This is a genomic window from Pontimonas salivibrio (assembly GCF_002950575.1).
GTDB lineage: Bacteria > Actinomycetota > Actinomycetes > Actinomycetales > Microbacteriaceae > Pontimonas > Pontimonas salivibrio.
In genome coordinates, this window is sequence record NZ_CP026923.1 from 259,853 (window position 1) to 284,333 (window position 24,481).

25 protein-coding genes are annotated in these 24,481 nt (G+C 58.6%); 14 read left to right on the top strand and 11 right to left on the bottom strand.

Going from position 1 to position 24,481, the window contains the following annotated elements:
* Nucleotides 1-20 precede the first annotated feature (20 nt).
* Both pstB and C3B54_RS01390 read left to right on the top strand, forming a co-directional pair.
* Complete coding sequence (pstB, locus tag C3B54_RS01385; RefSeq protein ID WP_211286354.1) at nucleotides 21-803, top strand: phosphate ABC transporter ATP-binding protein PstB; 783 nt, start codon at nucleotides 21-23, stop codon at nucleotides 801-803.
* Nucleotides 804-903: 100 nt separating this feature from the next.
* Nucleotides 904-2,211 (top strand): kynureninase, encoded by a 1,308-nt coding sequence (locus tag C3B54_RS01390; RefSeq protein WP_104912911.1) that lies wholly within the window; start codon nucleotides 904-906, stop codon nucleotides 2,209-2,211.
* Here the strand turns inward: C3B54_RS01390 and C3B54_RS01395 are convergent.
* A complete protein-coding gene (locus C3B54_RS01395) occupies nucleotides 2,204-2,803 on the bottom strand; it encodes a DUF4395 domain-containing protein (RefSeq protein WP_245867964.1) in 600 nt (199 codons plus the stop codon). The genes C3B54_RS01390 and C3B54_RS01395 overlap by 8 nt on opposite strands.
* Nucleotides 2,804-2,869: 66 nt before the next feature.
* On the opposite strand from C3B54_RS01395, the gene C3B54_RS01400 reads away from it, so the two are divergent.
* Both C3B54_RS01400 and C3B54_RS01405 read left to right on the top strand, forming a co-directional pair.
* Entirely contained in the window at nucleotides 2,870-3,781 is a 912-nt protein-coding gene (locus C3B54_RS01400) for a pseudouridine-5'-phosphate glycosidase (RefSeq protein ID WP_104912913.1), read from the top strand.
* Nucleotides 3,782-3,785: 4 nt separating this feature from the next.
* A complete protein-coding gene (locus C3B54_RS01405) occupies nucleotides 3,786-4,694 on the top strand; it encodes a carbohydrate kinase family protein (RefSeq protein WP_158665461.1) in 909 nt (302 codons plus the stop codon).
* On the opposite strand, the gene C3B54_RS01410 is transcribed toward C3B54_RS01405, so the two are convergent.
* From C3B54_RS01410 to upp, 3 genes are all read right to left on the bottom strand, one after another.
* Nucleotides 4,651-6,018 carry a cryptochrome/photolyase family protein gene (locus C3B54_RS01410; protein ID WP_104912915.1) on the bottom strand — a complete coding sequence of 456 codons (1,368 nt, stop codon included), beginning with the start codon at nucleotides 6,016-6,018 and terminating at the stop codon, nucleotides 4,651-4,653. The genes C3B54_RS01405 and C3B54_RS01410 overlap by 44 nt on opposite strands.
* A 221-nt stretch (nucleotides 6,019-6,239) precedes the next feature.
* Complete coding sequence (locus tag C3B54_RS01415) at nucleotides 6,240-6,857, bottom strand: winged helix-turn-helix domain-containing protein (RefSeq protein WP_104912916.1); 618 nt, start codon at nucleotides 6,855-6,857, stop codon at nucleotides 6,240-6,242.
* A complete protein-coding gene (upp, locus tag C3B54_RS01420; RefSeq protein ID WP_104912917.1) occupies nucleotides 6,841-7,476 on the bottom strand; it encodes a uracil phosphoribosyltransferase in 636 nt (211 codons plus the stop codon). Before upp ends, C3B54_RS01415 begins: the two co-directional genes overlap by 17 nt.
* Before the next feature lie 55 nt (nucleotides 7,477-7,531).
* Here upp and tadA point away from each other — a divergent pair, with 55 nt between their 5' ends.
* The gene (gene tadA, locus C3B54_RS01425; RefSeq protein ID WP_104912918.1) at nucleotides 7,532-8,041 is read left to right on the top strand and encodes a tRNA adenosine(34) deaminase TadA; all 510 of its coding nucleotides are present in this window, start codon (nucleotides 7,532-7,534) and stop codon (nucleotides 8,039-8,041) included.
* A 42-nt stretch (nucleotides 8,042-8,083) separates the two neighbouring features.
* On the opposite strand, the gene C3B54_RS01430 is transcribed toward tadA, so the two are convergent.
* Nucleotides 8,084-8,482: a hypothetical protein gene (locus C3B54_RS01430; RefSeq protein ID WP_104912919.1), complete on the bottom strand. Its 399-nt coding sequence runs from the start codon at nucleotides 8,480-8,482 to the stop codon at nucleotides 8,084-8,086.
* Between the two features lie 40 nt (nucleotides 8,483-8,522).
* Nucleotides 8,523-8,849: a hypothetical protein gene (locus C3B54_RS01435; RefSeq protein ID WP_104912920.1), complete on the bottom strand. Its 327-nt coding sequence runs from the start codon at nucleotides 8,847-8,849 to the stop codon at nucleotides 8,523-8,525.
* Between the two features lie 50 nt (nucleotides 8,850-8,899).
* On the opposite strand from C3B54_RS01435, the gene proC reads away from it, so the two are divergent.
* Complete coding sequence (gene proC / locus C3B54_RS01440; RefSeq protein WP_104912921.1) at nucleotides 8,900-9,727, top strand: pyrroline-5-carboxylate reductase; 828 nt, start codon at nucleotides 8,900-8,902, stop codon at nucleotides 9,725-9,727.
* A gap of 78 nt (nucleotides 9,728-9,805) precedes the next feature.
* On the opposite strand, the gene C3B54_RS01445 is transcribed toward proC, so the two are convergent.
* Complete coding sequence (locus tag C3B54_RS01445; protein ID WP_104912922.1) at nucleotides 9,806-10,477, bottom strand: potassium channel family protein; 672 nt, start codon at nucleotides 10,475-10,477, stop codon at nucleotides 9,806-9,808.
* Nucleotides 10,470-11,996 (bottom strand): TrkH family potassium uptake protein, encoded by a 1,527-nt coding sequence (locus C3B54_RS01450; RefSeq protein WP_211286301.1) that lies wholly within the window; start codon nucleotides 11,994-11,996, stop codon nucleotides 10,470-10,472. The genes C3B54_RS01445 and C3B54_RS01450 overlap by 8 nt, the downstream gene beginning before the upstream one ends.
* A gap of 84 nt (nucleotides 11,997-12,080) precedes the next feature.
* On the opposite strand from C3B54_RS01450, the gene C3B54_RS01455 reads away from it, so the two are divergent.
* From C3B54_RS01455 to C3B54_RS01475, 5 genes are all read left to right on the top strand, one after another.
* A complete protein-coding gene (locus tag C3B54_RS01455) occupies nucleotides 12,081-12,509 on the top strand; it encodes an ArsR/SmtB family transcription factor (RefSeq protein ID WP_104912923.1) in 429 nt (142 codons plus the stop codon).
* 80 nt (nucleotides 12,510-12,589) lie between these two features.
* Nucleotides 12,590-12,796, top strand: a complete 207-nt coding sequence (locus tag C3B54_RS01460; RefSeq protein ID WP_104912924.1) for a helix-turn-helix domain-containing protein — start codon at nucleotides 12,590-12,592, stop codon at nucleotides 12,794-12,796.
* Between the two features lie 77 nt (nucleotides 12,797-12,873).
* On the top strand, nucleotides 12,874-12,972 hold the full coding sequence (locus C3B54_RS01465; protein WP_003792170.1) for a 30S ribosomal protein bS22: 99 nt from the start codon (nucleotides 12,874-12,876) through the stop codon (nucleotides 12,970-12,972).
* A 109-nt stretch (nucleotides 12,973-13,081) separates the two neighbouring features.
* Nucleotides 13,082-13,342, top strand: coding sequence for a glutaredoxin family protein (locus C3B54_RS01470; RefSeq protein ID WP_104912925.1), 261 nt, complete (start codon nucleotides 13,082-13,084; stop codon nucleotides 13,340-13,342).
* Between the two features lie 60 nt (nucleotides 13,343-13,402).
* Nucleotides 13,403-13,942, top strand: coding sequence for a DUF4916 domain-containing protein (locus C3B54_RS01475; protein ID WP_104912926.1), 540 nt, complete (start codon nucleotides 13,403-13,405; stop codon nucleotides 13,940-13,942).
* A 12-nt stretch (nucleotides 13,943-13,954) separates the two neighbouring features.
* Here the strand turns inward: C3B54_RS01475 and C3B54_RS01480 are convergent, their stop codons facing one another.
* Nucleotides 13,955-15,040, bottom strand: coding sequence for a class I SAM-dependent methyltransferase (locus tag C3B54_RS01480; protein WP_104912927.1), 1,086 nt, complete (start codon nucleotides 15,038-15,040; stop codon nucleotides 13,955-13,957).
* A gap of 56 nt (nucleotides 15,041-15,096) precedes the next feature.
* On the opposite strand from C3B54_RS01480, the gene C3B54_RS01485 reads away from it, so the two are divergent.
* Entirely contained in the window at nucleotides 15,097-15,399 is a 303-nt protein-coding gene (locus C3B54_RS01485) for a DUF427 domain-containing protein (protein WP_104912928.1), read from the top strand.
* Here C3B54_RS01485 and C3B54_RS01490 read toward each other — a convergent pair.
* Both C3B54_RS01490 and C3B54_RS01495 read right to left on the bottom strand, forming a co-directional pair.
* Entirely contained in the window at nucleotides 15,389-15,847 is a 459-nt protein-coding gene (locus C3B54_RS01490) for a SprT-like domain-containing protein (RefSeq protein ID WP_104912929.1), read from the bottom strand. The genes C3B54_RS01485 and C3B54_RS01490 overlap by 11 nt on opposite strands.
* A 50-nt stretch (nucleotides 15,848-15,897) precedes the next feature.
* Nucleotides 15,898-16,767: a spermidine synthase gene (locus C3B54_RS01495; protein ID WP_104912930.1), complete on the bottom strand. Its 870-nt coding sequence runs from the start codon at nucleotides 16,765-16,767 to the stop codon at nucleotides 15,898-15,900.
* Nucleotides 16,768-17,014: 247 nt separating this feature from the next.
* On the opposite strand from C3B54_RS01495, the gene rpoB reads away from it, so the two are divergent.
* Together rpoB and rpoC are read left to right on the top strand one after the other, a co-directional pair.
* Nucleotides 17,015-20,506 carry a DNA-directed RNA polymerase subunit beta gene (gene rpoB, locus C3B54_RS01500; protein WP_104912931.1) on the top strand — a complete coding sequence of 1,164 codons (3,492 nt, stop codon included), beginning with the start codon at nucleotides 17,015-17,017 and terminating at the stop codon, nucleotides 20,504-20,506.
* A gap of 43 nt (nucleotides 20,507-20,549) precedes the next feature.
* Complete coding sequence (rpoC, locus tag C3B54_RS01505; protein WP_104912932.1) at nucleotides 20,550-24,437, top strand: DNA-directed RNA polymerase subunit beta'; 3,888 nt, start codon at nucleotides 20,550-20,552, stop codon at nucleotides 24,435-24,437.
* The last annotated feature ends 44 nt before the right edge of the window (nucleotides 24,438-24,481 follow it).

The following is a 24,481-nucleotide window of genomic DNA, read 5'->3' on the forward strand; positions in this document are numbered from 1 at the left end:
ACATGGGAGAGGCGACGTCAATGAAGGAAGAAGTCTTTTCCCTCAAAGACGTGTCGGTGTACTACGGCAAAAACCTTGCCGTACAGTCCGTCAACTTGCCCATCTACAAAAACGAAATCACTGCACTGATTGGGCCGTCGGGTTGTGGCAAGTCCACCATTTTGCGCTCGCTCAACCGCATGAATGACCTTATTCCCGGGGCCAGAGTGACCGGTGATGTGCTCTACCACGGTGAAGACATCTACGGTCCGACGGTGGATCCCGTGCAGGTGCGGAAAATCATTGGGATGGTGTTTCAAAAACCCAACCCTTTCCCGAAATCCATCTACGACAACATTGCTTTTGGTCCCCGCACGATTGGGATGAAGGGCAACATGGATGAGATTGTCGAAAATGCCCTTCGTTCAGCCGCACTGTGGGACGAAGTGAAGGACCGGCTGAAAGACAACGCCTTTGGTATGTCCGGCGGTCAGCAGCAGCGCCTCGTCATCGCGCGCTCGATTGCGGTGAACCCTGACGTCATCTTGATGGATGAGCCCTGTTCCGCACTGGACCCGGTCTCCACCTTCAAAATCGAAGACCTCATGAACGAGCTTAAAGAGCAGTACACGATTGTCATCGTCACCCACAACATGCAACAGGCCGCCCGGGTGGCAGACCGCACGGCGTTCTTCACTGTCGTCTCCGACGATGAAGCGGGAAGTCGCATCGGCACCCTTGTCGAACACGACGAGACGTCGAAGATTTTCGAGAATCCCGCAAACGATAAAACCCGTGACTACGTCACGGGACGTTTCGGGTAACGACTCTTCGCCCCGCCGCGAACCCGTCGGCTCTTAGGTCGGGGGGTAGTGGGTTGAGGGTGTCGTGTGCCCCAAATGGTTCTGGGTTTAGCCTGGAGGGATGAGCGCTTCCGTTACGGCCACGCAGAGAGAACACGCTGAGCAGCGAGACCGTGAGGACATACTCGCGGACTTCCCAGGAGAGTTTTTTCGCGCCGATGAGGATCTTTGCTACCTGGATGGCAACTCGCTCGGTCGCCTCCCCTTAGCCACTAAATCAGCGCTGGAATCGTTTTTGACCGAGCAATGGGGCACGCAGCTGGTTGATGGATGGGCGCATTGGATTGATGAGTCAGAGCGTGCGGGGGACCAGCTTGCCCGCGCCGTGTTGGGCGCGGGGCCCTGTCAAGCTCTGGTCACCGACACGACGTCTGTCAACTTGTATCAACTCCTGATGGCTGCCGTTGACGCCCAGCCCTCGAGGCGAACCATCATTATCGATTCGGCCAACTTTCCCACAGACCGTTACATCGTCCAAGGCATTGCCAAAGCTCGTGGGCTCACACTGGTCACGTTGGATGTTGACCACACCGGTGGCCCAGGGGCAATCAGCATGGATACCGACCAGGAGCGCTTCGATCTGGCTCGTCTGGAGTCTGTCTTAAGCGACGATGTCGCGGTGTTGACGCTACAGGCGGTGAACTACCGCTCGGGCACACGTCAGCCGGTGCGAGAAATCACTGAATTGGCCAGAAAATACGGCATTCCTGTGGTGTGGGATTGCTCTCACGCAGCCGGGTCAGTGGTGTTGGATTTCGACGCCAACGGGGTCGACCTCGCCGTGGGCTGTACGTATAAGTACCTGAATTCGGGTCCCGGTTCACCCGGTTGGCTGTTTGTGAGAAAAGAGTGGCAGGAGCGTCTTCAGGTACCCATCCAGGGATGGTTTGCTCAGGCCGACCAGTTTGCGATGGGACCACTTTTTGACCCGGTTGAGGGTATTCGCCGTTTCCAAATCGCGAGCCCTCCCATCATGGGAATCCGCGCGGTCCAAGCCAGCCTGGACATGATTGAGCGCGCGGGAATGGCCGCCATTGAACACAAGGCGCAGCAGGGAACCCAGATGATGGTGGAGCTTTTTGACGCCTGGCTCGCACCGTTAGGTTTTGAGCTTCAGACCCCACGAAATGCAGAGCATCGGGGTGGTCACATCGCTGTTACCCACCCTGAGGCCAAACAGATTGCCCTGGCCATGCGTCAACTGGGTAACGTCATTCCCGACTACCGGGAGCCCTCGATGATTCGTGTGGCGATGTCACCACTGGCGACGACCTATCAGGAAGTCTGGGATGGGTTAGATCGGATGCGCGACCTGGTCGAGTCGGGTCGATACCGTGATGCCGTCGCTGAGGAGTCCCGGGTCACCTAGTCGCCGGCGGGGTGTCGACAAAAGTTGACCCTTCGTAACGGTGGCCTTCACCGCGGGCGGGTGGCGTGTAGCTGCAGCGATCGCCTGGACACAGCTGCGGTGGTTCCTTCGCGAAGAGCCTTTGAAGCTCACAGCCCACACAAATCCCCATGGCGGCTTCCAGGAACAGTAAACCCAGGCAGAGGCCACACAGTGCGAGCATCCAGATGGCAGGAAAACCTAACCAGCCAAAGCCGAGGCAGCCGACGCTGGCTAAACCGAAACCTAACCACCAGGCGAAACGCTTCTGGGGTGCTCCCACCCATTCGGGTCGTTGCCAGCGCACCAGCAGTGCCCCGATCGCCATTGCTGGCGCAAAACGGTGGCTGAGGGTGAGGCGGACCATCATCTCGATGAGAAAGAGTGCGCCGAAAGCGCGCATGGGTTGGAAGTCGCCGGTGTAGAAAGCGGTCATCCAGGCGGCAAAGCCCATAAGGAAGAGAAGACCGGCTGACGCGCGGACCGCACGTTCGTTAAAGACGGGAATATCAATGCCGTCAACTTTTTCGCCGAAACTTGGCGCTTCTTCTTGTGTTGCCGTCGCTGTGCTCACCCACCCCACTATACCAGGGGGGGTATATTAAGTCGACTGGGTATTTCCGGCCGTTAGGCTTAAGTAATGGCCACTATTCGTGTGAAAACCGACGTCGCTGATGCCCTTCATGCAGGCTCCCCAGTGGTCGCACTCGAATCGACAATCATCTCCCACGGTCTGCCACACCCCGACAATTACGAGGCTGCCAAGCGCTTTGAAGCACTCGTGCGGGGATACGGAGCGACCCCCGCAACAATCGCGGTTATTGACGGCGTGGCGAGGATTGGCCTGGAAGACAAAGAACTCGAACTGATTGCCAGCTCCGAGGACGTGGAGAAGCTGAGCGTTCGCGACCTACCCATCGTGATGGCCCGCAGTGGTCACGGTGCCACCACTGTTGCTGCGACAGCCTTTCTTGCCGCCAAAGCCGGCATTTCGGTGTTTGCCACCGGAGGACTCGGTGGGGTGCACCAGGGAGCAAGCACCAGCTTTGACGAGTCGGCTGACTTGGGCACCCTTGCCCACACCCCGGTCGCGGTCGTGTCGGCGGGTGTGAAATCCGTCCTGGATATACAGGCCACCCTGGAGCGGCTCGAAACACTGAGTGTTCCGGTCCTCGGCTACGGCACGGATGTCTTTCCTCGCTTTTGGCTACCCCGCAGTGATTTTCCGGTGGATCACCGGGTAGATAGCGCCGAGGAGGTCGCGGCCGTCTTGGCTTCCCTTCGAGAACTCGGTCTCGATAGTGGAGTGTTGGTGGCTAACCCCATCCCTGAAGATAAAGCCTGGAGTGTGGACGATCACGACCGGCTGGTCGACCTGGCATTTGCCGCCGCCAATCAGGAGGGTATTCGAGGTAAAGACGTCACCCCGTTCCTCCTGGATTACATCCAACGCGAATCCGGCGGAGACAGCCTTCGGGTGAACCTGGACGTGGTCGCCCACAACATTCAGGTTGCTGCGGGCATTGCTCGGGCCGTCAGCGAACGGGCCTAATTCCGTGACAACACCGTGGGCGTTAGTTGTCGGCGACATCATCGACGACGTTCACGTGGTCGCTGAAGGCCCCATCCGTCAAAACACCGACACTTTAGCCAATATTCAGGTACGACCGGGAGGCTCAGCAGCCAACACCGCATGCTGGCTGGGCCACCTTGGTTCGTCCGTGAACTTCTTGGGCCGGGTCGGTGTAGACGACGAAGTGCGCCACCGCGTCGAATTCGAACGCTTTGGCGTGGACGCCACCCTTCAGGTCGAACCCGAAGGGCACACCGGAACCATCATTGTGATTGTTCAGGGTTCATCGAGGACTATGTTGAGCGACCGGGGAGCCAACTTGACCCTCGATGTCTCTGACATCCGCTTTCAGGACGATAGTGCCCCTCGGGTGCTCCACCTCACCGGTTACAGCTTTTTCCACCGGGAGCCCATCGATGACCTCGTGAATTTGATGGACCGGGTGGTTCAGCGCGGTGGTGACGTGGTGTTGGATGCGTCATCGGCGGGTTTTTTGGCCGACCACGGTGCCAACTGGTGGTGGGAGATAGCCCGCCATGCCACGGTGTTGCGTGCCAACGAAGACGAAGCCCATTTCCTCACCGGTTCGACAGATCCGAATGAGGCGGTGGAGGGGTTCACCCACCACGGTGTGACCGGCATTGTCACGTTGGCAGAAAAAGGGGCAGTGTGTGCCACGCCTCACCAGTCGGCGACTTACCTTCCCGCCCAACCACTCGGGCCGGAAGGTCTTGTGGATCCCACCGGTGCAGGGGATTCTTTCAGTGCGGGTCTGATTTCGAAGCTTCTGCTCGGGGGTTCGCTCGAGCAGGCCGTGACTGAGGGGCTTCGAGTATCAGCGCTCGCGGTTACCCAGTTGGGGGCGCGGCCTTGGTCACGTCAAAAGCACTGAGCGCTCTTATTCTCGATTCTTTGAGATCCAGGATCGGCTCTGGGTAGTCGTCGGTTCCCCATTCGGGGAGCCATTTTGTGCGGTAGCTACCATCGGGGTCGAACTTCTCTGCCTGGACCACCGGGTTGAATACTCGGAAGTAGGGCGCTGCGTCGGTGCCGCAGCCGGCAACCCACTGCCAACTGCCAGGATTACTGGCCTCATCGGCGTCGACCAGGGTGTCCCAAAACCACTGCTCGCCAAGCCGCCAATGCACGAGCATGTTCTTGACCAAAAACGATGCGGTGACCATGCGCACTCGGTTGTGCATGTATCCGGTGTGCCAGAGCTGGCGCATACCCGCATCCACGAGGGGGATACCGGTGAGTCCTTGTTGCCAGGGTCGAAGCTCAGCGTGGTCTGGCCACTGCCAGGGGAAATGGTCAAAGGCTGGCTTGATGTTGTGAGTGTGCAGGTCGGGGTGTTGGAACAGCACGTTGATGGTGAATTCTCGCCAACCAATTTCGCTCAGAAACTTGTCCACGTTTTTTCGCGCTTCTGGGTTGGTGACACGGTGAGTGTGTTGCCACACCTGGTGGGGACTGATTTCACCAAAGCGCAGGTGGGGGCTCAGCATCGACGTGGCGTCAATCCCGGGCTCATCCCGGCGGTGATAGAGAGCGAGGCCGTTTTCGAGAAAGGCCTCAAGCCGTGCCATCGCGCCCGCTTCTCCCGGTTGCCAGGTCTCGGCGAGGCCGGTCGACCAGTCGGGGGAGGTGGGCACAAGTGCCCACTCGTCGAGGTGTTCTGATGTCACACCCGCGAGCGATGTCACCGTCGTTGGTGCGGGCAGCGGCTCCCTGGGTGGCTCACCGGACAGGCAGGTCCGCCAGAACGGGGTGAACACTTGGAAGGGCCGGCCGTCTTTAGTGGTGATCGTCCACGGCTCGAATAACACGTTGGCCTGGAAGCTTTCGGCTTCGATTCCGTCGGATCGCAGGGTGGTTTTCAGTTCTTGGTCGATGGCCTTTGACGGGCCGTAACGCCGGTTCCAGGCGACTGCCCCGGCAGAAGTTTCTGTGGCGAGTTCAGGGATGGCTGTTCGGGCTGGACCAGAGCGAAGGGTGAGTGAACCACCTAAGGCGCGAAGCGACGCGTCAAGTTTCTCCAGTGAATGGCGCAACCACCATTTGCTTGCCGAGCCTAGGGGTCGAATTTCTGGTGATTCCTGGTCGAACAGGTAGAGGGCGACGATGGGCCCACCGCGCTCAATGGCCCAGTTCAGGGCAGGGTGATCGGTGATGCGCAAGTCATCTCGAAACCAGACAATGGTGGGCGCGCTCACGCGTTTAGATTACGCGGGGCGGGTGTGTGGTCGCTGGAGGCAAAAGGAAGGGCCGGTCACCGAGGCGAGCGACCGACCCTGTTTCCCTTGCACCAAGAGTGTTCTGCAATCACATTCACGAGAGTTGTCACAGCAAACAACTGACGATGACTTCAATGTATAACGAAATGGTAACGCTGTCTAGTGACCAAATCGTTATTTAACCGAATGGTCACCGTGCGCTAGACACCGACGTCAGGCGAGGGGCCCTGACCGAAGACAATGACAACATCAGCGTGTCGATCAAATCGGTACCCCTGACCGCGTACCGTGCGCACAATGTCTGGGTAGGGCTCCAACTTCTGCCTGAGCCTGCGCACATAGACGTCAATGGTTCGCTCATTGGGGGCGTCACCTGATTCCAAACCCCACAAGTGGTCGATAATCGCCTGCCTCGCCACCGATTGCCCCTCGCGCAGAACCAGAAACTGCAGAAGTTCAAATTCGAGAAAAGTGAGCCCGGTCAGGTTGCCGCCGATGATTACCTTCTTGCGCGAAATATCAATCACTACGCCGTCTGGTTCATCTTCTTCCTGCTGTCGTGTCGTCAGTGCCTGCAGTTTTCCCGGATCGTGCAGCGCCAAACGCACCAATTCCAAATCATCGCCCGGGGTACCCCGTGGAGCCAAGGCAATCGTTGCGTGGGTTTTCGCCTCGGGGACACTCTGGGCGAGACGGTCTTTCAGCAGTTGAACCAAGTCGGCCAAAGGAACCCCCGCTGCTTTGGCAGCGTCCTCATCGAGTCCCACGTAGAGCGCGAAGCCCCGGGCCGTTTTGTCCCTGTTAGTCGGCGAGTCCATAGAGACGATCTCCCGCGTCACCCAACCCGGGGACAATGTAGCCCTGGTCGTTTAGTCGTTCATCCAGTGCGCCCAGCACTACTGTGACATCGCGATCGCCGCTGGCTTTTTCCAACGCCGCAACCCCCTCAGGGGCGGCCAGCAAGCAAATGGCAATAATCGAACGCGCACCCCGGTTGAAGAGGAACTCGTTGGCCTGGGCCAAAGAGCCCCCAGTGGCCAACATCGGATCCAGCACCAGGCACGTGCGTCCCGAAAGATCTTGAGGTAACCGCTCCGCGTAGGTAGTGGCCTGCAGGGTGTCCTCGTTTCGCACCATTCCCAAGAAACCGACCTCAGCGCGAGGGAGGAGAGCGAGCATTCCATCCAACATGCCCAAACCGGCGCGAAGGATTGGCACAATGAGCGGACCGGGCGCGGGCATTTCCACACCACGAGCACTCGCAACAGGAGTGTCCACCTGGACCTCCGACACCTCGATGTCCGCCGTGGCCTCATAGGCCAGCAGTGTCACCAACTCTCTGGTGAGCGCCCGAAACTCCGGAGTATCCGTGGTGTGATCTCGTAATCTGGTGATTTTTTCTGCAACGAGAGGGTGGCTGGAGACCTGTTGGCGCATGGGCCAAGGCTAGCGCAGGGGGGAAAATGCGGTACGGCCTTTTACGCTTAATGACATGACCCCCTCGGAGCCCGGAAAAACTCACGCACCCCCTCGGCCCAGCCGTGAACAAATGGAGCAGTGGATGAGGTTGGCCCTGGACAACGCGCGTGCTGCCCTCGAGCACAATGATGTACCGGTAGGGGCTGTAGTCATTGATGAGACCGGGCAGGTCATCGCTGAGGGACACAACACTCGGGAGGCCGAGCACGACCCTACCGGCCACGCAGAAATTGTGGCGCTTCGGCAAGCCGGCCACACAGTGGGCAGTGCTCGACTCGATGGTTTCACGATCGTTGTCACTCTGGAGCCCTGCGTGATGTGTGCTGGGGCAATCACTCAAGCTGGCATCCATCGAGTGATCTACGGCGCTGCGGATCCCAAAGCGGGAGCCGCAGGTGGTGGCCCCCACGACCTCGTTCGCGACCGAGCGTTACCCCACCGGGTTGATGAAGTCATTGGTGGTGTCCTAGCCGACGAAGCGGCCACGCTCTTGGTGGACTTTTTTGGACCGTTGAGGGGATAACCCGTCAGTGAGTGGGGCCGAGGCCGAGGCCGAGGCTGAGGCTTAGCCCATCACCAGGCCGGGCCACAGCACAGCGACAAAGACATCGACTATGGCCAGCCCACCGGCGGTGTGGAAAAATGGCATGAGCTTTCGTTCATTAGTGAAGGTCCCTTTACGCTGACGCAGGAAGCCCAGCAGAGCGGCGACGAACGCAATCAGCGCCACACCCGACTTAACCGCAATTTTGATGTGGTCAAGAGCAATATCTGGATCATCCGCTAGGCGCATTTCCGCAATCCCCACGAGGAGTAGACCGGTGACCAATTGCACGACGGTTCCGGAAAGGACCCAGTTGAACGGGTAACCACCCTTGGAGCGCATGTGCAGCAGGAATGGGCCAATGACCATGGCAAGCCCAATGAAGTGGGCGATGAGGGTGAGATTGCGGGCAATTTCCATCAGGGTGATTCCGTCCTACGAGAAATGTGTGGGCTTGTGGTCAATCTGACGCGCGAATAACGATGACGTCCGTTTCCGGTTCGCTCCAATTGGGGTCTCGAACCAGGTCCGGTTCCAAAAAAACATCACACTCTTCACCCAGCGCGTCGCGCACGCGACGTTTGGCATCGCGCACCGCGTGAGAAATGATGTGGTTGGGAAGAGTGTCCACCATGGCCACACTGGCCGCGACAACCAGCGTTTTTTCCGCCTTGTCCTTCACAACCGTGAGGCGCAGAACCGATTCAATATCGGGGCTTTCCAGAAGGGCGTCAGCGACCAGTTTCCGGCGCTCGCTCTCGCGGGAAGACGTGTTCGACTCGGGCATTGTGGCTCACTCCCTCGACCGTGTCGGTACCACCAACATACACTGGCGGGATGAACGCTACCCTGCCTCGCATTGCTCTGCTCGGAACCGGAAAAATGGTCGGAGCAATACTCGACGGGCTCCTCCAACCCGATGTGACATTCGTGTCCCTTAGGGCCACCACACACAGTGTGGCCTCAGCCCAGAAACTGGCTGCCCGAGGTGTGGAAGCCAAAAGCTTAGAAGCGGACCCTGGGGCGAATACCTGGGCGGTAGAAGGCGCTGACATTGTCATCCTGGGCGTGAAGCCCTACGCCATCATTGACGTCGCGCGCTCGGTGGCGCCCGCACTATCCCCGCACGCTGTCGTCGTGAGTGTGGCGGCGGGTATCACGACTGCTCAGATCAAATCAGTCGTCAAAGTGCCTGTCGTACGTGCCATGCCCAACACCCCTTCACAAATACGCCAGGGTGTCACCGGTATCGCTGGTGGGTCCCGCTCCACTACCGAACACCTCGCAATGGTCGAGACACTGTTTTCGCTGGTGGGTGATGTCGTCGTCGTCGAGGAAACCCAAATCAACACCTTGAGCGCCCTGTCCGGATCAGGCCCCGCCTACCTCTTTTACATTGCCGAGAAACTCATCGACGTCGCGCAGCAGCGCGGCTTTAGCGAAGAACAGGCGAACACAATGGTGAAGGGCACCCTTTTGGGTGCGGCGACGCTGTTGGACCACTCCGCCTCGACACCAACAGAATTACGCAAAGCCGTGACCAGCCCCGGGGGAACCACGGAGCAGGCGATTGCGGTGTTGGAAGCCCACGACCTTGGTGCTGTGTGGGCAGAAGCAATCGACCGCGCGGTCGCAAGAGCAGAAGAGATGGCTGCAACACGCTAAGCCGGTGGTGTCACCTGCCGCCCCATTGGCCAAAGCCTCAATCGCCCCGGTGTTTCCTCACGGGAAATTCCCGACGCGTTAACCCTCCAGTGCGGCGAAGCGTTCGATGTCTTCGTTAGACCCCGAGACGATGATGAGGTCGTGGTTTGTCACCACGGTATTTTCCGTGGCGTAGGTGAAAGGTTTCCCTGGAGATTTCACACCCACGACGGTGATGTTGTACTTGGTTCGCACACCGGATTCGGTGAGAGTCTTGCCACGGATGGGCTTCGGCGGATACATCTTCACCAGCGCAAAGTCATCATCGAAGCGAATGAAGTCGATCATCCGCCCCGACACGAGGTGGGCAACGCGCTCGCCGGCTTCGCGCTCAGGATAAATCACCCGGTGGGCGCCGATTCGGGTGAGGATTTTGCCGTGCGCTTCTGAGATCGCTTTGGCCCAAATCTGGGGGACCTTCAAATCCACCAGATTGGTCGTGATCAGCACACTGGCTTCAATAGACGAGCCGACCGCGACGATGGCAACCGAAAAGTCTGCTGCGCCAATCTGCTGCAGAGCATTCATATCCCTTGCGTCTAACACCGCGGTGTGGCGTACCCGGTCAGCCCATTTCTGCACAAGCAGAGGGTCGGCGTCGACCGCCAAGACATCACGACCCAGCTTGTCGAGCTCACCTGCGGTGGCGGCCCCGAAGCGCCCTAAGCCGAGGACAAGGACTGGGGCATCGTGCGCAATTTTCTCAACCAACGATTGGCCTTTCCGCCGCTCGCCGGTACACCGTCTGACGGTGAGTTCCCGAGAGGGCTGTTGCGAGGGTTACTGTACCAACTCGGCCCAGCAGCATAGTGATGGCCAAGACATACTTGGCTTCTTCTTCCAGGTCATTTGATGTCAAACCGGCACTCAAACCGCACGTCGCAAAAGCGGAAATCACGTCGAAGAGGACCTTATCCAGGGGCTCGTTCGTGATCTGCAAAATTGCGATTGTCGACAGCGCCACAATGCTTGAGCCCCACAGTGTGACACTCACCGCGAGGCGCACGGTGTCGGAAGGAATGCGGCGCTCGTAGACGCTCAGGTCTTGGTCACCCCTGGCTTCGGCGTAGGCAGCGATAAACAAAATCGCCAGAGTGGTCACTTTGATTCCGCCGGCTGTCGACGCAGAGCCCCCACCGACAAACATCAACATGTCGAGTACTAGGTGGGTTGCCCCACTCATGTCTTCCGTGGGGACCGTGTTGAAACCGCCAGAGCGCGCCATCATTGAGGTGAACACCGCCGTCATCGGCCGCACCCACATGTCTTGGCCGCCCAGGGTCTTGTCGTTGCCCCACTCCAGTAGGCCAATCGCGAGAGCACCCACGACAAGCAAAATCGTGGTCGTGACCAAAGTCAGCTTGGCGTGAAGTCCGATCCGGGCGTGGGCAAGCGTGGAGCGTTTACGACGTTTCCTGGCAATCCACAGCGCGCGCGAAAGGGCAAAAATCACGGGGAAGCCAAGGCTGCCCAAGAACACCCCCACCCCTACGGTCATCACAATGACCGGGTCATTTTGGTAGGCACTAAGACCTTCCACCAGGGGCACGAAACCGGTATTAGTGAACGCCGATGCGGCGAGGTAGCCGCCCTGCCACAGGGCCGTCACGGCGTCTAATCCGGACTGCCAGAGGCGGGGGATGATGATGGCAGCCAGTACGAGTTCAATCGCGAACACACTGATCACCACAGTGCCGATTAGGCCCTTCACATCGCCCAAATTCATTCCGTGCGCGTTCATTTCTTGGCGTTCGTGCAAACGTGACGGGTCCACATCGCTGGCCATCACTTTTCGGGCGCCCAGGCCGAGTCGTCTGGAAGCCAAAATCGCCAGCAGGGTGGCAAGGGTCATCACACCGATGCCCCCAATTTGGAGGGCGAAAAAGACGACGGTGTGCCCAAAAGGTGACCAGTGGGTCGCCATGTTTACCGTAGTGAGGCCGGTCACAGCAATACCCGACACCGCGGTGAAAAATGCATCAGCCATTGGCGTGGCCTCCGCGGTGGCGGACGCCACCGGCAGCATCAACAGGCTGGTGGTAATCAGACTGAGGACAAGAAACACGGCAATGGTGAGCGTTGCGGCTGAGTTGCCCAACACCGAGCGCACACGATCAAACAATCCGAGAGCACCTGGCCGCGGGTGGAGACCGTATGGCAGAGCCGAAGCAGAGCGCAGTGTCGAACTGCGTGACTTTTGGCGCGAGAAGAGACCTCGCCGTCGGGCCATGCGGGTTTGCCCACTTTCGCTTAGGGTGTCGAAACGACCAGCAGAAATGGTACTCCTCCACCGGGCCCGGTAGGTTAAGAAGCTGTGGCAGACATTTTTGACGTCCTTGCAGACGAAACCCGGCGTGACATTTTGGTCCTGCTTCGCCAGCGTGAAGCAGCAGCATCTCGTAGCGACGAAGGGGCCCTCCCCGGCGAATCCAGTGTGGGTGAACTCGTCGAACGCTTAGGCATCACCCAACCCACCGTCTCCAAACACCTCAAGGTGTTGCGCGACCACGAGCTTGTTCAGGTGCGAGAAGACGGCCAGCATCGCTATTACCGTCTATCCGCACAGTCGCTTGGGCCGGTCCGCACCTTCCTTGATGGGATTGTCCCCGCGGCCGACGGCGGTCCCCTCGGTGATGTGGTCGATGCGCCCTACGTCGACTTGTGGCCAGCGGGCTACCAGGTGGGGGCTTTTTTGGGTCGCCTGCGCCAGAGCATTGACGCTTCACTCGGGCGAAGCTCGTAACCGCGGCCTTTACATCAGGCCCTCCATAGCTCTACAGTGACGTGAGGTAACGCTCGTCACACCAGTCACAGGAGGATCAGATGCACGAGACTCCTGCTGCTATGCGCTTTCTCACCGTTCAAGAAGTGGCGGACACGATGCGTGTCTCCAGCATGACGGTGTATCGGATGGTGCATGCCGGAGAAATTCCGGCCATTCGATTTGGGCGATCGTTCAGGATCCCCGAATCTGCGATGGAGCAACTGGTCGGCCACGTGGGCAACTGGGAAATAAACCAAGCGGGATAATTTTCCGCCTGGCCGTGCGTTACACTCGAGCGGTTGTGTCTCCTCGCACCAAAGGTGCGACCAAATAGAGGTGAGTAATGGGTTCAGTAATCAAAAAGCGTCGGAAGCGGATGGCGAAGAAAAAGCACCGGAAGCTCCTGCGTAAGACCCGCCACCAGCGCCGCAACAAGAAGTAGCCCGCGGGGTGTGTGTTGGCGGGATGAGGTCCCCCGACTCGACACCGGTTGTTCACCCAGGTAAACGCCAGGGTTTGCAAAGCCCGGCCAAGCTTTTTAGTCTTAGGCCGTGCCTGTCACCATCACCCTCATCGGTAAGCCCGGATGTCACCTCTGCGATGACGCCCGCGCGGTGATTGCCGAAGTGGCGGATGACGCACTCGATGTTGAATTTGACGAAGTCTCTCTTGACGACAATCCGCTGTGGAGCGAACTCTATGGCGAACTCATCCCCGTCGTGTTGGTGAACGGTAAAGAACTTGCCCACTGGCGGGTGGACAAGAAAGAACTGTCCCACGCGGTAAACACGGCACTCGCCGAAGCGAGCTGACACAACACACATAGTGGATTACTTCTCCCGCCGTTGAGGTTTTCGCGGTAAAAAGGAGTCATGGCGCAGACGAGGACCCCAGACCCCAATTCCGGATGGTTTTCCGACGACGAACTCAAAGAAATTAGACAACGGCTGCCCCTGATGTATGTCGAAGCTGTTCCGGTCCGAGTAGACAGTTATTCGGTCATCACCGAGGTGGGGCTTCTCCTCCGAGTGAACAGGGAGGGTTCGATGAACCGCACCCTCGTGTCCGGGAGGGTGCTCTTCGGTGAAACCTTGCGCGATGCCCTATTTCGACACCTGGAAAAAGATCTCGGTCCAATGGCGTTTCCCCAACTGCCCGTCTCCCCGCAGCCGGCTCAAGTGGCCGAATACTTCCCGGAACCCGACGCCAAATACACCGATTTTCGTCAGCACGCCGTCGCCTTGGTGTATGTCGTGCCGGTGACGGGCACCTGCGAGCCCAGGCAGGATGCCCTCGAAATCACGTGGATGTCACCGGAAGAAGCCGTTAGTGACTCCATCGCCTCCGAACTTGAAGGCGGCCGGGGCCAGCTACTGCGATCGGCGCTCGCAAGCGTCGGCGCGTTGCCTTAACCGGGCAGTTTTCTAACGGGTCGCTTCCAACACGATGTCGTGAACCTGCACCGCCGAGCCACCAATGGTCTGTTCGCGCGAGACCACTCGGGTTGACACAGTCGACCAGTGGGAAGGGATTGCCTCACACAGCTCATCTTCTGTGAAACACATGTCGGCGGGTGGGCGAGGAATACCTGCCTCGGCATCTTTCGGGTCGTGTCCGACGATGAGGAGGGTTCCTCCCGGTGCGACGGCGTCAACGGCGTGAGCCCAGATGCGCTGCCTCGCGGTGGGGTCGGTGTGAATGAACTGGAGGCTCACCGCATCGGCACTGCCTGGCTCGACGGGCCAGGCTTTCTGTAAATCCCATACCCGCCAGTCAATGTCGAGTGCTCCTCCTGATGTGGATGTGTGCGTGTCGGCTTCTTTCACCCCGCGGTAGATTCCCACCGAAGAGGCTTCCAGAGCGATCACCCTCCAGCCCTGTTCGGCCAGCCACAGAGCGTCACCACCTTCACCTGCTCCCGCGTCAATGGCGAGCCCCGCAATGCGCGAGGACAACACATCCTCTAAAACGGGGTTTACCTTCCCGCTCCACATGGCGCTTTTTCCGAAGTAGCGTTGATTCCAGGCGGCGGTAGCCGCCGGATCTAATCCCTGTGTCACACGCCGCAGTCGAAGTGCCCGCCACGACCACATCACCCGAAGGCCCAACCACAGCAGGGGAGTCAGCGCTCCAGCGTGAACATGGAGAGTGTCGTGAAAGTCGGTACCGCCGTCGGGCCGTGCGATCAGACTCATCCGGTGATTCCAATCACGAAGGGCGCCCAGAGCGCCGGATGTTCCGTGCCCACTATCGGTGACAGAGCGCGTGGACCAATCGGTCACGTCGTCGACGAGGTGAATAGTTTGGTCACCCAGAGGCACAATGCCGCCTGCTTTCACCGACACCGAGTAGTCGGTGTTCGGGGCGAAACGATTCGGCAACGGTAAGCCGGGACTCTCGACAAAAACGGTGAAGGGCGCTGATACGGCTTTAAAAATCGCGGGATTATGAAGGGCATCCCACGCGCTATCGATGGAACAAGAAAGGGTGGCGTGGGTGGAAATCTTCATCTACATATTGTCTCCTGTTCGGCTTGCGCTCAGCCGGGAGGCCTAACCTCCACAACATGAAAGCCACACTCAACGACACCGTATTGGCCGAAGCGAGCGACGAAGAAGTCGTCTCCATCGAGGGCAACTGGTATTTCGCCCCGCACACTGTGAAAGCACAGTTCTTAGACGCGAGTCCCACCCAGTACACCTGCTCCTGGAAAGGACCGTGTCAGTTTTATCACGTGGAAATCGACGGTCACGCACACGCCGACCAGGCGTGGGCATATCCCGACTTGATTGACGGCGCAGTGGCACGAGTCGGGCAAGACTTTGCCGGCTTCGTCGCCTTTGGGCGCGAGGTGACGGTCACGCCATAGCGCGACGGTCGTGCCAGGTGATCAGGTAGTCGGGGTTAAACCGCCTGCTGCACAGCGCGCACGATGTGGGTTTTGAGGGCCGCCGGAAACGGATAATTTCGTGTCCCGTAGGGCACAGCCCTAACCATTTTGCGTGCTCGGTAGCAGCCGGACTGTCATGAGTGCGGCCGCCCTCATAGCCCAGCTCCCGAGCAATACGCATCCACGCCGGACCATGTCCGGCCCTCACCCCAGCAACAGCGTGGGCGACTTCGTGAAGAAGAACCTGGTGGACTTCGTCATCGGTGGCTTTGACGCTTAAATGCCGTGAGACGGAAATACGTTTGTGTTTGTGGTCACACTGACCAAAACGTGTCTTGGCGTGATCGAAATGAAAACTCCACGACGAATCCAGGTGAAGTCGAATGAGTGCATCCGCCCACACTTCCACCCGCTGTAGCTCCGCCATGGCCACAGAGTAACGAGCGTTGGGCTATGAGTGCGGCCGACTATCCACAACTAGTCGGATGCGCCGGGAAGGAAAGCCTGAGAAAGCGTCGGAGACTCCATCGGCTGGGCATCAAGCTGTGGGGGGACACCGTGGGAAAAGCGCTCCAGCTTCTCTCCGGCTAAAGATCCGGTGGGGTGGGGCCCACGGCGAATCAACTCCGGCCACCAGTCCGGCTCGGTGGAATCCCTTGTGGCGACCATCACCATGTTGCCAAAGCGCCTACCCCGGACCACCCCGGCTTCGCCGTAGGCGCCGACGAAACCAAAAAGGGAACGAAGGGTGACCGCTTGGGCTTTGGCGAAACTACTTCCCCGACCATCGACCAGGTTGAGTGCGATCACACCCGTGGGCCTCAGAAGAGGCACCAGTAACGCATAAAACTCTTTCGTGGTGAGGTGACTGGGAGTCTGATTTCCCGAAAAAAGGTCCACCACGATGAGGTCAAGTGCGCCGTGGAGGCCGGCAGGTAGCGTGGCGACGACGTCTCTCGCGTCGCCGTAACGCACCCGAATACTCCAGCGAGAATCCCACGGTAAGTGTTCTCGGACAAAGTCGATCAGGTTTTTTTCCCACTCGATTACTTGGGAGCGCGAGCCGGGTCTGGTGTGGGCAAGGTAGCGCGGCAGTGTGAGAGCCCCAGCGCCCAGGTGCAGAGCCGACAGCGGTTGACCGGCTGGGGCAAGAAGGTCAATAAGGTTGCCGATTCGCCGGATGTATTCGAAGGTGAGTAGCTCTGGACGCCCAGGAGTTACTTGAGATTGTGCGACCCCGTCAACGCTTAAGACAAAGCCACCGGGGACATAGCGGTCGGGTATCAGTTGTGCCGTATATCCGCTGTGTTCGAGAATCACCTCGGGATAGGCGGTGGGGGTGGGCACGCTGTCAGGTTAGCTCCATCGGACGCGGCGGTGGGGGGAACCCCCCAGAGCTAGACAATGACTACGCTTCGGGGTAAGGTAAAAGATTGCTCCCCCTGTCTCTCAGTCGTCATATGGCGGTCGGCCCCGAGAGTGTTGCGGTTCTTGGCGATAGTGACCCCGATAACGGGTCTCTCCGGGGTGGGCCCAGGCATAGTTCGGTCACTCAACAGCGAGGGTAGACGCTACTACCCGGGAGGTTACTTCTTTGGCTTCTGCGCGTTCTCACACCGCATCCACCCCTAAGAACGGCCGAGTCGCCCCGCGACTCTCGTTCGCCAAAATCTCAGACACCATTTCGGTTCCGGATCTGCTGGCTTTGCAGACCGAGAGCTTCGATTGGCTTGTCGGTAATGACGCCTGGGCGGCGCGCCTGAAAGAGGCCGAAGCTACTGGCGCCCCCGTGTCGTCCACGCAGAGTGGTTTGGAGGCGATCTTTGAAGAGATTTCCCCCATTGAGGACAACGGCGAGACCATGCAGTTGTCGTTCACGAACCCTTACCTCGAAGAAGAGAAGTATTCGATCGACGAATGTAAGGAACGCGGCAAGACTTACGCGGCTCCCCTCTACGTCGAAGCCGAGTTCATGAACCACCAAACCGGTGAAATCAAAACCCAGACCGTCTTTATGGGCGACTTCCCGCTGATGACTGAGCGCGGAACATTCATCATTAACGGAACCGAACGTGTCGTCGTATCCCAGTTGGTGCGAAGCCCCGGAGTGTATTTCGAACGGGAGCTGGACAAGCAGACCGACAAAGAAATCCATTCCGTACGCGTTATCCCCAGCCGCGGTGCGTGGCTCGAATTTGAGGTCGACAAGCGCGACCAAGTGGGCGTGCGTATTGATCGCAAGCGCAAGCAGTCGGTCACCATCTTCTTGAAAGCCTTGGGACTCACCACCGAAGACATTCAAAAAGAATTTGCCGGATTCGATTCGATTCTTGAAACCCTCGAGCGCGACACCATCCTCACGAAAGAGGAAGCGCTGAAAGACATTTACCGCAAACTGCGTCCCGGCGAGCAGGTTGCCGCCGAAGCCGCCCGTTTGCTGTTGGACAACTTCTTCTTCAACCAGAAGCGCTATGACCTTGCCCGGGTCGGCCGCTACAAAATCAACCGCAAGTTGGGGATGGACAAAGACCTCGACGTGTCGGTACTCACCGTCGAAGACATCGTTCAAACCATTCGCTACCTCGTGGCACTCCACGAAGGTCGCGCGACCTTGGATGGGGTCCGCGGTGGCAAGAAAGTCGAACTGCGTCTCGACACAGACGACATTGACCACTTCGGTAACCGCCGTATTCGTGCCGTGGGTGAGTTGATTCAAAACCAGGTGCGCACCGGCCTGTCTCGGATGGAAAGAGTTGTTCGTGAGCGGATGACCACCCAAGACATCGAAGCGATCACGCCGCAAACACTAATTAACGTGCGTCCCGTGGTGGCCTCGATCAAAGAATTCTTTGGTACCAGCCAGCTCTCGCAGTTCATGGACCAAAACAACCCACTGTCTGGGCTCACCCATAAGCGCCGCCTGTCGGCGCTTGGACCCGGTGGTCTCAGCCGTGAACGGGCAGGGGTTGAGGTGCGCGACGTGCACCCCTCCCACTACGGACGTATGTGCCCCATCGAAACCCCGGAAGGCCCCAACATTGGTCTGATCGGTTCGCTGGCATCGTTTGCTCGAATCAACGCGTTTGGGTTCATTGAAACCCCTTATCGCAAGGTGAAAAACGCCAAAGTCACCAAGACCATTGATTACTTGACGGCAACCGATGAGGACGACTTCATCGTCGCCCAGGCAGGTACGCCGCTGAACGTGGATGGCACCTTCGCCGACGACAAAGTTCTGGTGCGTAAAAAAGGTGGCGAGGTCGAACTGGTCACTCCCGATGTCGTTGACTACGTTGACGTCTCGCCCCGCCAGATGGTGTCTGTCGCGACCTCGCTGATTCCCTTCCTGGAACACGATGACGCCAACCGCGCCCTGATGGGTGCGAACATGCAGCGCCAAGCAGTGCCGCTGATTCGCAGCGAGTCACCACTGGTCGGAACCGGTATGGAGTCCTACTCGGCTGTTGACGCCGGTGATGTCATTATCTGTGAGGGTTCCGGTGTGGTCACTGAGGTGTCTGCTGATCACTGTGAAGTGAAACTCGATAAGGGTGGAACAAAGCATTACTTCCTGCGCAAATTTGACCGCTCGAACCAGGGCACCAACTACAACCAGCGTGTTGTGGTGTCAGTGGGCGACCGTGTTGAAGAAGGCGAAGTGATTGCCGATGGTCCGGCCACCGAAAATGGTGAGCTCGCCCTGGGTAAGAACCTCATGGTCGCCTTCATGTCATGGGAGGGCTACAACTTCGAAGACGCGATCATCCTCAGCCAAAACTTGGTCAAGGACGACACTCTCTCCTCGATTCACATCGAAGAGTATGAAGTGGACGCCCGCGACACCAAGTTGGGTAAAGAGGAAATTACTCGCGACCTTCCCAACGTCGGCCCCGAGCTGCTCGCCAACCTCGACGAACGCGGAATCATCCGCATTGGTGCTGAGGTGCGACCCGGCGACATCCTCGTGGGTAAAGTCACCCCGAAGGGTGAAACTGAACTCTCCGCAGAGGAACGTCTGCTTCGCGCCATCTTCAACGAGAAGAGCCGTGAAGTGCGCGACACTTCGCTCAAGGTTCCACACGGTGAACAGGGCACCATCATTGGCGTCAAAGTATTTGACGCTGAAGAGGGTGAAGATGAACTCGGCAGTGGTGTCAACCAGCGTGTTGTGGTCTACATCGCCCAGAAGCGCAAAATCTCTGAGGGTGACAAACTCGCTGGCCGCCACGGAAACAAGGGTGTCATCGCGAAGATTCTTCCCGTTGAAGACATGCCCTTCCTGGAAGATGGCACACCCGTCGACATCATCTTGAACCCGCTGGGCGTTCCCGGCCGTATGAATGTGGGACAGGTGCTGGAAATCCACCTCGGTTGGGTGGCCAGTCAAGGGTGGAAGATTTCTGGAAACCCAGCGTGGGCAAAGAACCTACCCGCTGAGTTCAAAGAGGTCGACCCCGGAACCAAGCTAGCGACACCGGTGTTCGACGGTGCTAGCGAGGAGGAAATTGTGGGTCTCTTGGAGTCCACCAAACCCAACCGCGATGGCACACAGCTCATTGGCGCTTCGGGTAAAGCCATGCTTTTCGATGGCCGCTCAGGTGAACCATTCCCGGACCCGATCAGTGTGGGCTACATGTACATCCTGAAGCTCCACCACCTCATCGACGACAAGATTCACGCTCGCTCAACCGGGCCTTACTCGATGATTACTCAGCAGCCCCTCGGTGGTAAAGCTCAGTTCGGTGGTCAGCGCTTCGGGGAGATGGAAGTGTGGGCGCTGGAAGCCTACGGTGCGTCCTACGCACTGCAGGAGCTCCTCACCATCAAGTCCGATGACATCTTGGGCCGTGTGAAGGTCTACGAAGCCATCGTGAAGGGCGAGAACATCCAGGAGCCTGGTATTCCGGAGAGCTTCAAGGTGCTGATGAAAGAGATGCAGTCACTGTGTCTCAACGTCGAAGTGCTCGCCTCCGACGGTCAAGCCGTGTCGCTGAAAGACAGCGACGACGAGCTCTACCGCGCTGCCGAAGAACTCGGCATCAACATTTCCACCCGGTTTGAATCGTCGAGCATCGACGAAATCTAATCCGGTCCCGTTTTTCACGAAGTCGAAATAGAAGGTAGATAGCGTGCTGGAAGCAACCACGTTTGACGAAATCCGCATCGGTTTGGCCACCTCGGAGAACATCCGCGGCTGGTCCTACGGTGAGGTGAAAAAGCCCGAAACCATCAACTACCGGACGCTGAAGCCGGAAAAGGATGGTCTCTTCGGTGAACAGATTTTCGGCCCCTCGCGGGACTGGGAGTGTGCCTGTGGCAAGTACAAGCGCGTCCGGTTCAAAGGAATCGTCTGTGAGCGCTGTGGCGTAGAGGTCACCAAGTCCTCGGTGCGTCGTGAGCGCATGGGCCACATCGAACTGGCTGCCCCTGTGACCCACATTTGGTACTTCAAGGGTGTGCCCAGCCGTTTGGGTTACCTGCTCGACATGGCACCGAAAGACCTTGAGAAGGTCATTTATTTCGCCGCGTACATGATCATTCGGGTGGACACTGACGCCCGTCACCGCGAAAAGCCCGAACTGGAAAAAGAACTCCGCCAAGAAATTGGTGTGCTCGAAAAAGAGCGCGACGCAGCACTCGCTGAGCGCATGACCGAGCTGGAACAGGAACTGGCTGAACTGGAAGCCGCGGCGGCAAAAGCCGACCAGAAGCGCCGTGCCGACGATGCCGGGAAGAAAGAGCTGGCGTCAATCCGCAAAAGCTACGACGACGACATCGCACACCTCGAGCGGGTGTGGGAAGAGTTCATCAGCTTGCAGGTCGGTGACCTGAAAGCTGAAGACGCCATCTTCCAGGACGTCCAGGACCGCTACGGAATGTTCTTCGACTCCCACATGGGTGCCGAAGCCATCCAGCGTCGCCTCGAAGACTTCGACCTTCAGGCCGAGGCCGACATTCTGCACGACGAAATCCAAAACGGTAAAGGCCAGCGCAAGATCCGTGCGATTAAGCGCCTGAAGGTCGTGAACTCCTTCCTCCAAACGGGTGCCTCACCGGCATCCATGGTGTTGGAAGTTGTCCCGGTGATCCCACCGGAGCTTCGCCCCATGGTGCAGCTGGACGGTGGTCGCTTTGCGACCAGCGATCTCAACGACCTGTACCGCCGCGTGATTAACCGCAACAACCGTCTGCGTCGTCTGCTTGACCTCGGTGCACCCGAGATCATCGTGAACAACGAAAAGCGGATGCTGCAGGAAGCCGTTGACGCCCTGTTCGACAACGGTCGTCGTGGTCGTCCCGTCACGGGAACCAACAATCGTGCCCTGAAGAGCCTCTCCGACATGCTGAAGGGCAAGCAGGGTCGTTTCCGCCAAAACCTGTTGGGTAAGCGCGTGGACTACTCGGGCCGTTCGGTCATTGTGGTCGGTCCGCAGCTGAGACTGCACCAGTGTGGTTTGCCCAAACTGATGGCGTTGGAGCTGTTCAAGCCTTTCGTGATCAAGCGCCTGATGGACATTGGGCACTCCAGCAACATCAAAAACGCCAAGCGCATGGTGGAGCGCTCACGCCCCGAGGTCTGGGACGTGTTGGAAGAGATCATTCGTGAGCGGCCCGTGTTGCTGAACCGCGCCCCCACGCTTCACCGCCTGGGTATTCAAGCGTTTGAGCCACAACTGGTCGAGGGTAAAGCGATTCAGCTTCACCCCTTGGTCTGTGCGGCGTTCAACGCTGACTTCGACGGTGACCAGATGGCTGTTCACCTTCCACTCTCCGTGGAAGCGCAAGCAGAAGCCCGCGTGTTGATGCTGGCCTCGAACAACATCCTGAAGCCCTCCGACGGTCGCCCCGTCACCGTGCCCACCCAGGACATGATCATTGGTCTGCACCACTTGACCTCGGTGCGCAAAGAGGCCGCGGGCGAAGGCCGCATGTTCTCGTCGGTCGCTGAAGCCATCATGGCGATGGACCGGGGCGAGCTTCACCTGAACTCTGTGGTGAAAATTCGTATCGAGAACGTTCACCTCTCGCCGCGGAAGCAGCCAGAAGGATTCGTCCAAGGTTCGACCATGATTCGGGAAACCACTCTCGGTCGTGCACTGTTCAACGAACTTCTTCCCGAGGACTACTACTGGGTGGAAGCCGTCATTGACAAGTCGCGGGTATCCGAGTTGGTCAACGACTTGGCTGAGCGCTACCCCAAAGTGGTTGTGGCGGACACCCTGGACAAGATCAAAGACGCCGGCTTCCACTGGGCCACTCGCTCCGGTGTGACCGTCGCGTTGAGCGATGTCCCGCGTCCTCCGCAGAAGGACGCCATTGTTGCCAAGTATGAAAAGCAGGCGGCAAAGGTCGACGCACAGTTTGAAAAGGGTCTGATTTCTGACCAGGAGCGTCGTCGTGAACTCGTGGAACTCTGGAGTGCGGGCACCAAAGAAGTGAACGATGCGATGCGTGAGGTCTTCGAAGAGGGCAACACGATTAACCGCATGGTGACTTCTGGTGCTCGTGGTAACTGGCTGCAGGTGGGAAACATCGCCGGTATGCGTGGACTGGTGTCCAACCCCCGTGGTGAGGTCATTGCCCGTCCGATTATTTCCAGCTACCGCGAAGGCCTCAGTGTGGCCGAGTACTTCATCGCGACACACGGTGCGAGAAAGGGTCTTGCCGACACCGCTCTTCGTACTGCTGACTCCGGTTACCTGACCCGTCGACTCGTCGACGTGTCGCAGGATGTCATCATTCGCGAAGAAGACTGTGGCACCACCAAGGGCATTACGTTCCCCATCGCTCACCAAGACAGCGAAGGTAGCTGGGTGCGCTCGGACAACGTCGAAAACGAAGTGTTCGCCAGGAACCTCGCTCAGGACGCCGTCGATGCCAAAGGCACCGTCGTCGCACAAGCGGGTGCCGACGTGGGCGATGTGCTCATCGACGAACTGGTCACAGCCGGTGTGCACGAGATTTCGGTGCGCTCTGTATTGGTCTGTGAATCGCACGTCGGTGTGTGCGCGGCCTGCTACGGTCGCTCGCTCGCCAGTGGTACCGCGGTTGACCTCGGTGAAGCGGTCGGAATTATCGCCGCCCAGTCGATTGGTGAACCGGGAACCCAGCTCACCATGCGTACCTTCCACACCGGTGGTTCCGCTTCTGCCGACGACATCACCCAGGGTCTTCCCCGGGTGGCGGAGTTGTTTGAAGCGCGTACCCCCAAGGGTGCAAGCCCCATTGCGGAAGCTGATGGCCGGATCTCCATTGAAGAGACTGACACCCAGTACAAGATCACCCTCACTCCGGATAACGGCGACGAAGAGGTCTTGCACACTGTCTCGAAGCGCATGAGCTTGCTGGTTGCCGACGGCGACCACGTGGAACTGGGTGCTCAACTGCACGAAGGCCCTGTCGACCCGAAGGAAGTTCTTCGGGTTAAGGGTGTCCGCGCGGTGCAGGAGCACTTGGTCGGCGGAGTTCAGGGTGTGTATGGGTCCCAGGGTGTGCCGATCCACGACAAGCACATTGAGGTCATCGTGCGCCAAATGCTGCGCAAGGTCACCGTTGTGGATCACGGTGAAACGAGGCTGTTGCCCGGTGAACTGGTGGATCGCACCCGATACAACCAAATCAACCGTGAGTCACTGACCGAAGGCAAGAAGACTGCCTCCGCGCGTCAGGAAGTCATGGGAATCACCAAAGCGTCACTGGCAACCGAATCGTGGCTTTCCGCGGCCTCCTTCCAGGAGACCACACGGGTCCTCACCGAAGCGGCCATGCAAGGAAAGCGCGATCCGCTAGTGGGCCTCAAAGAGAACGTCATCATCGGAAAGCTCATTCCTGCCGGAACGGGACTGTCGCGCTACCGCAACATTCAGGTGGAGCCCACCGAAGAAGCCAGGGCGGAGCACTACCCCGCGCGCCTCTTCAGCGAAGACGACGCGTTCGGATCGGCAGACGACTTGTCGTTTGTTGACTTCGAAGCGTTTAGCACCGAAGACGGAACTCAGAAAGACAACTACAGCTAACCCTGTGGAAAACGGCCCACCCGGGTCCCTGATATCTCATTAGG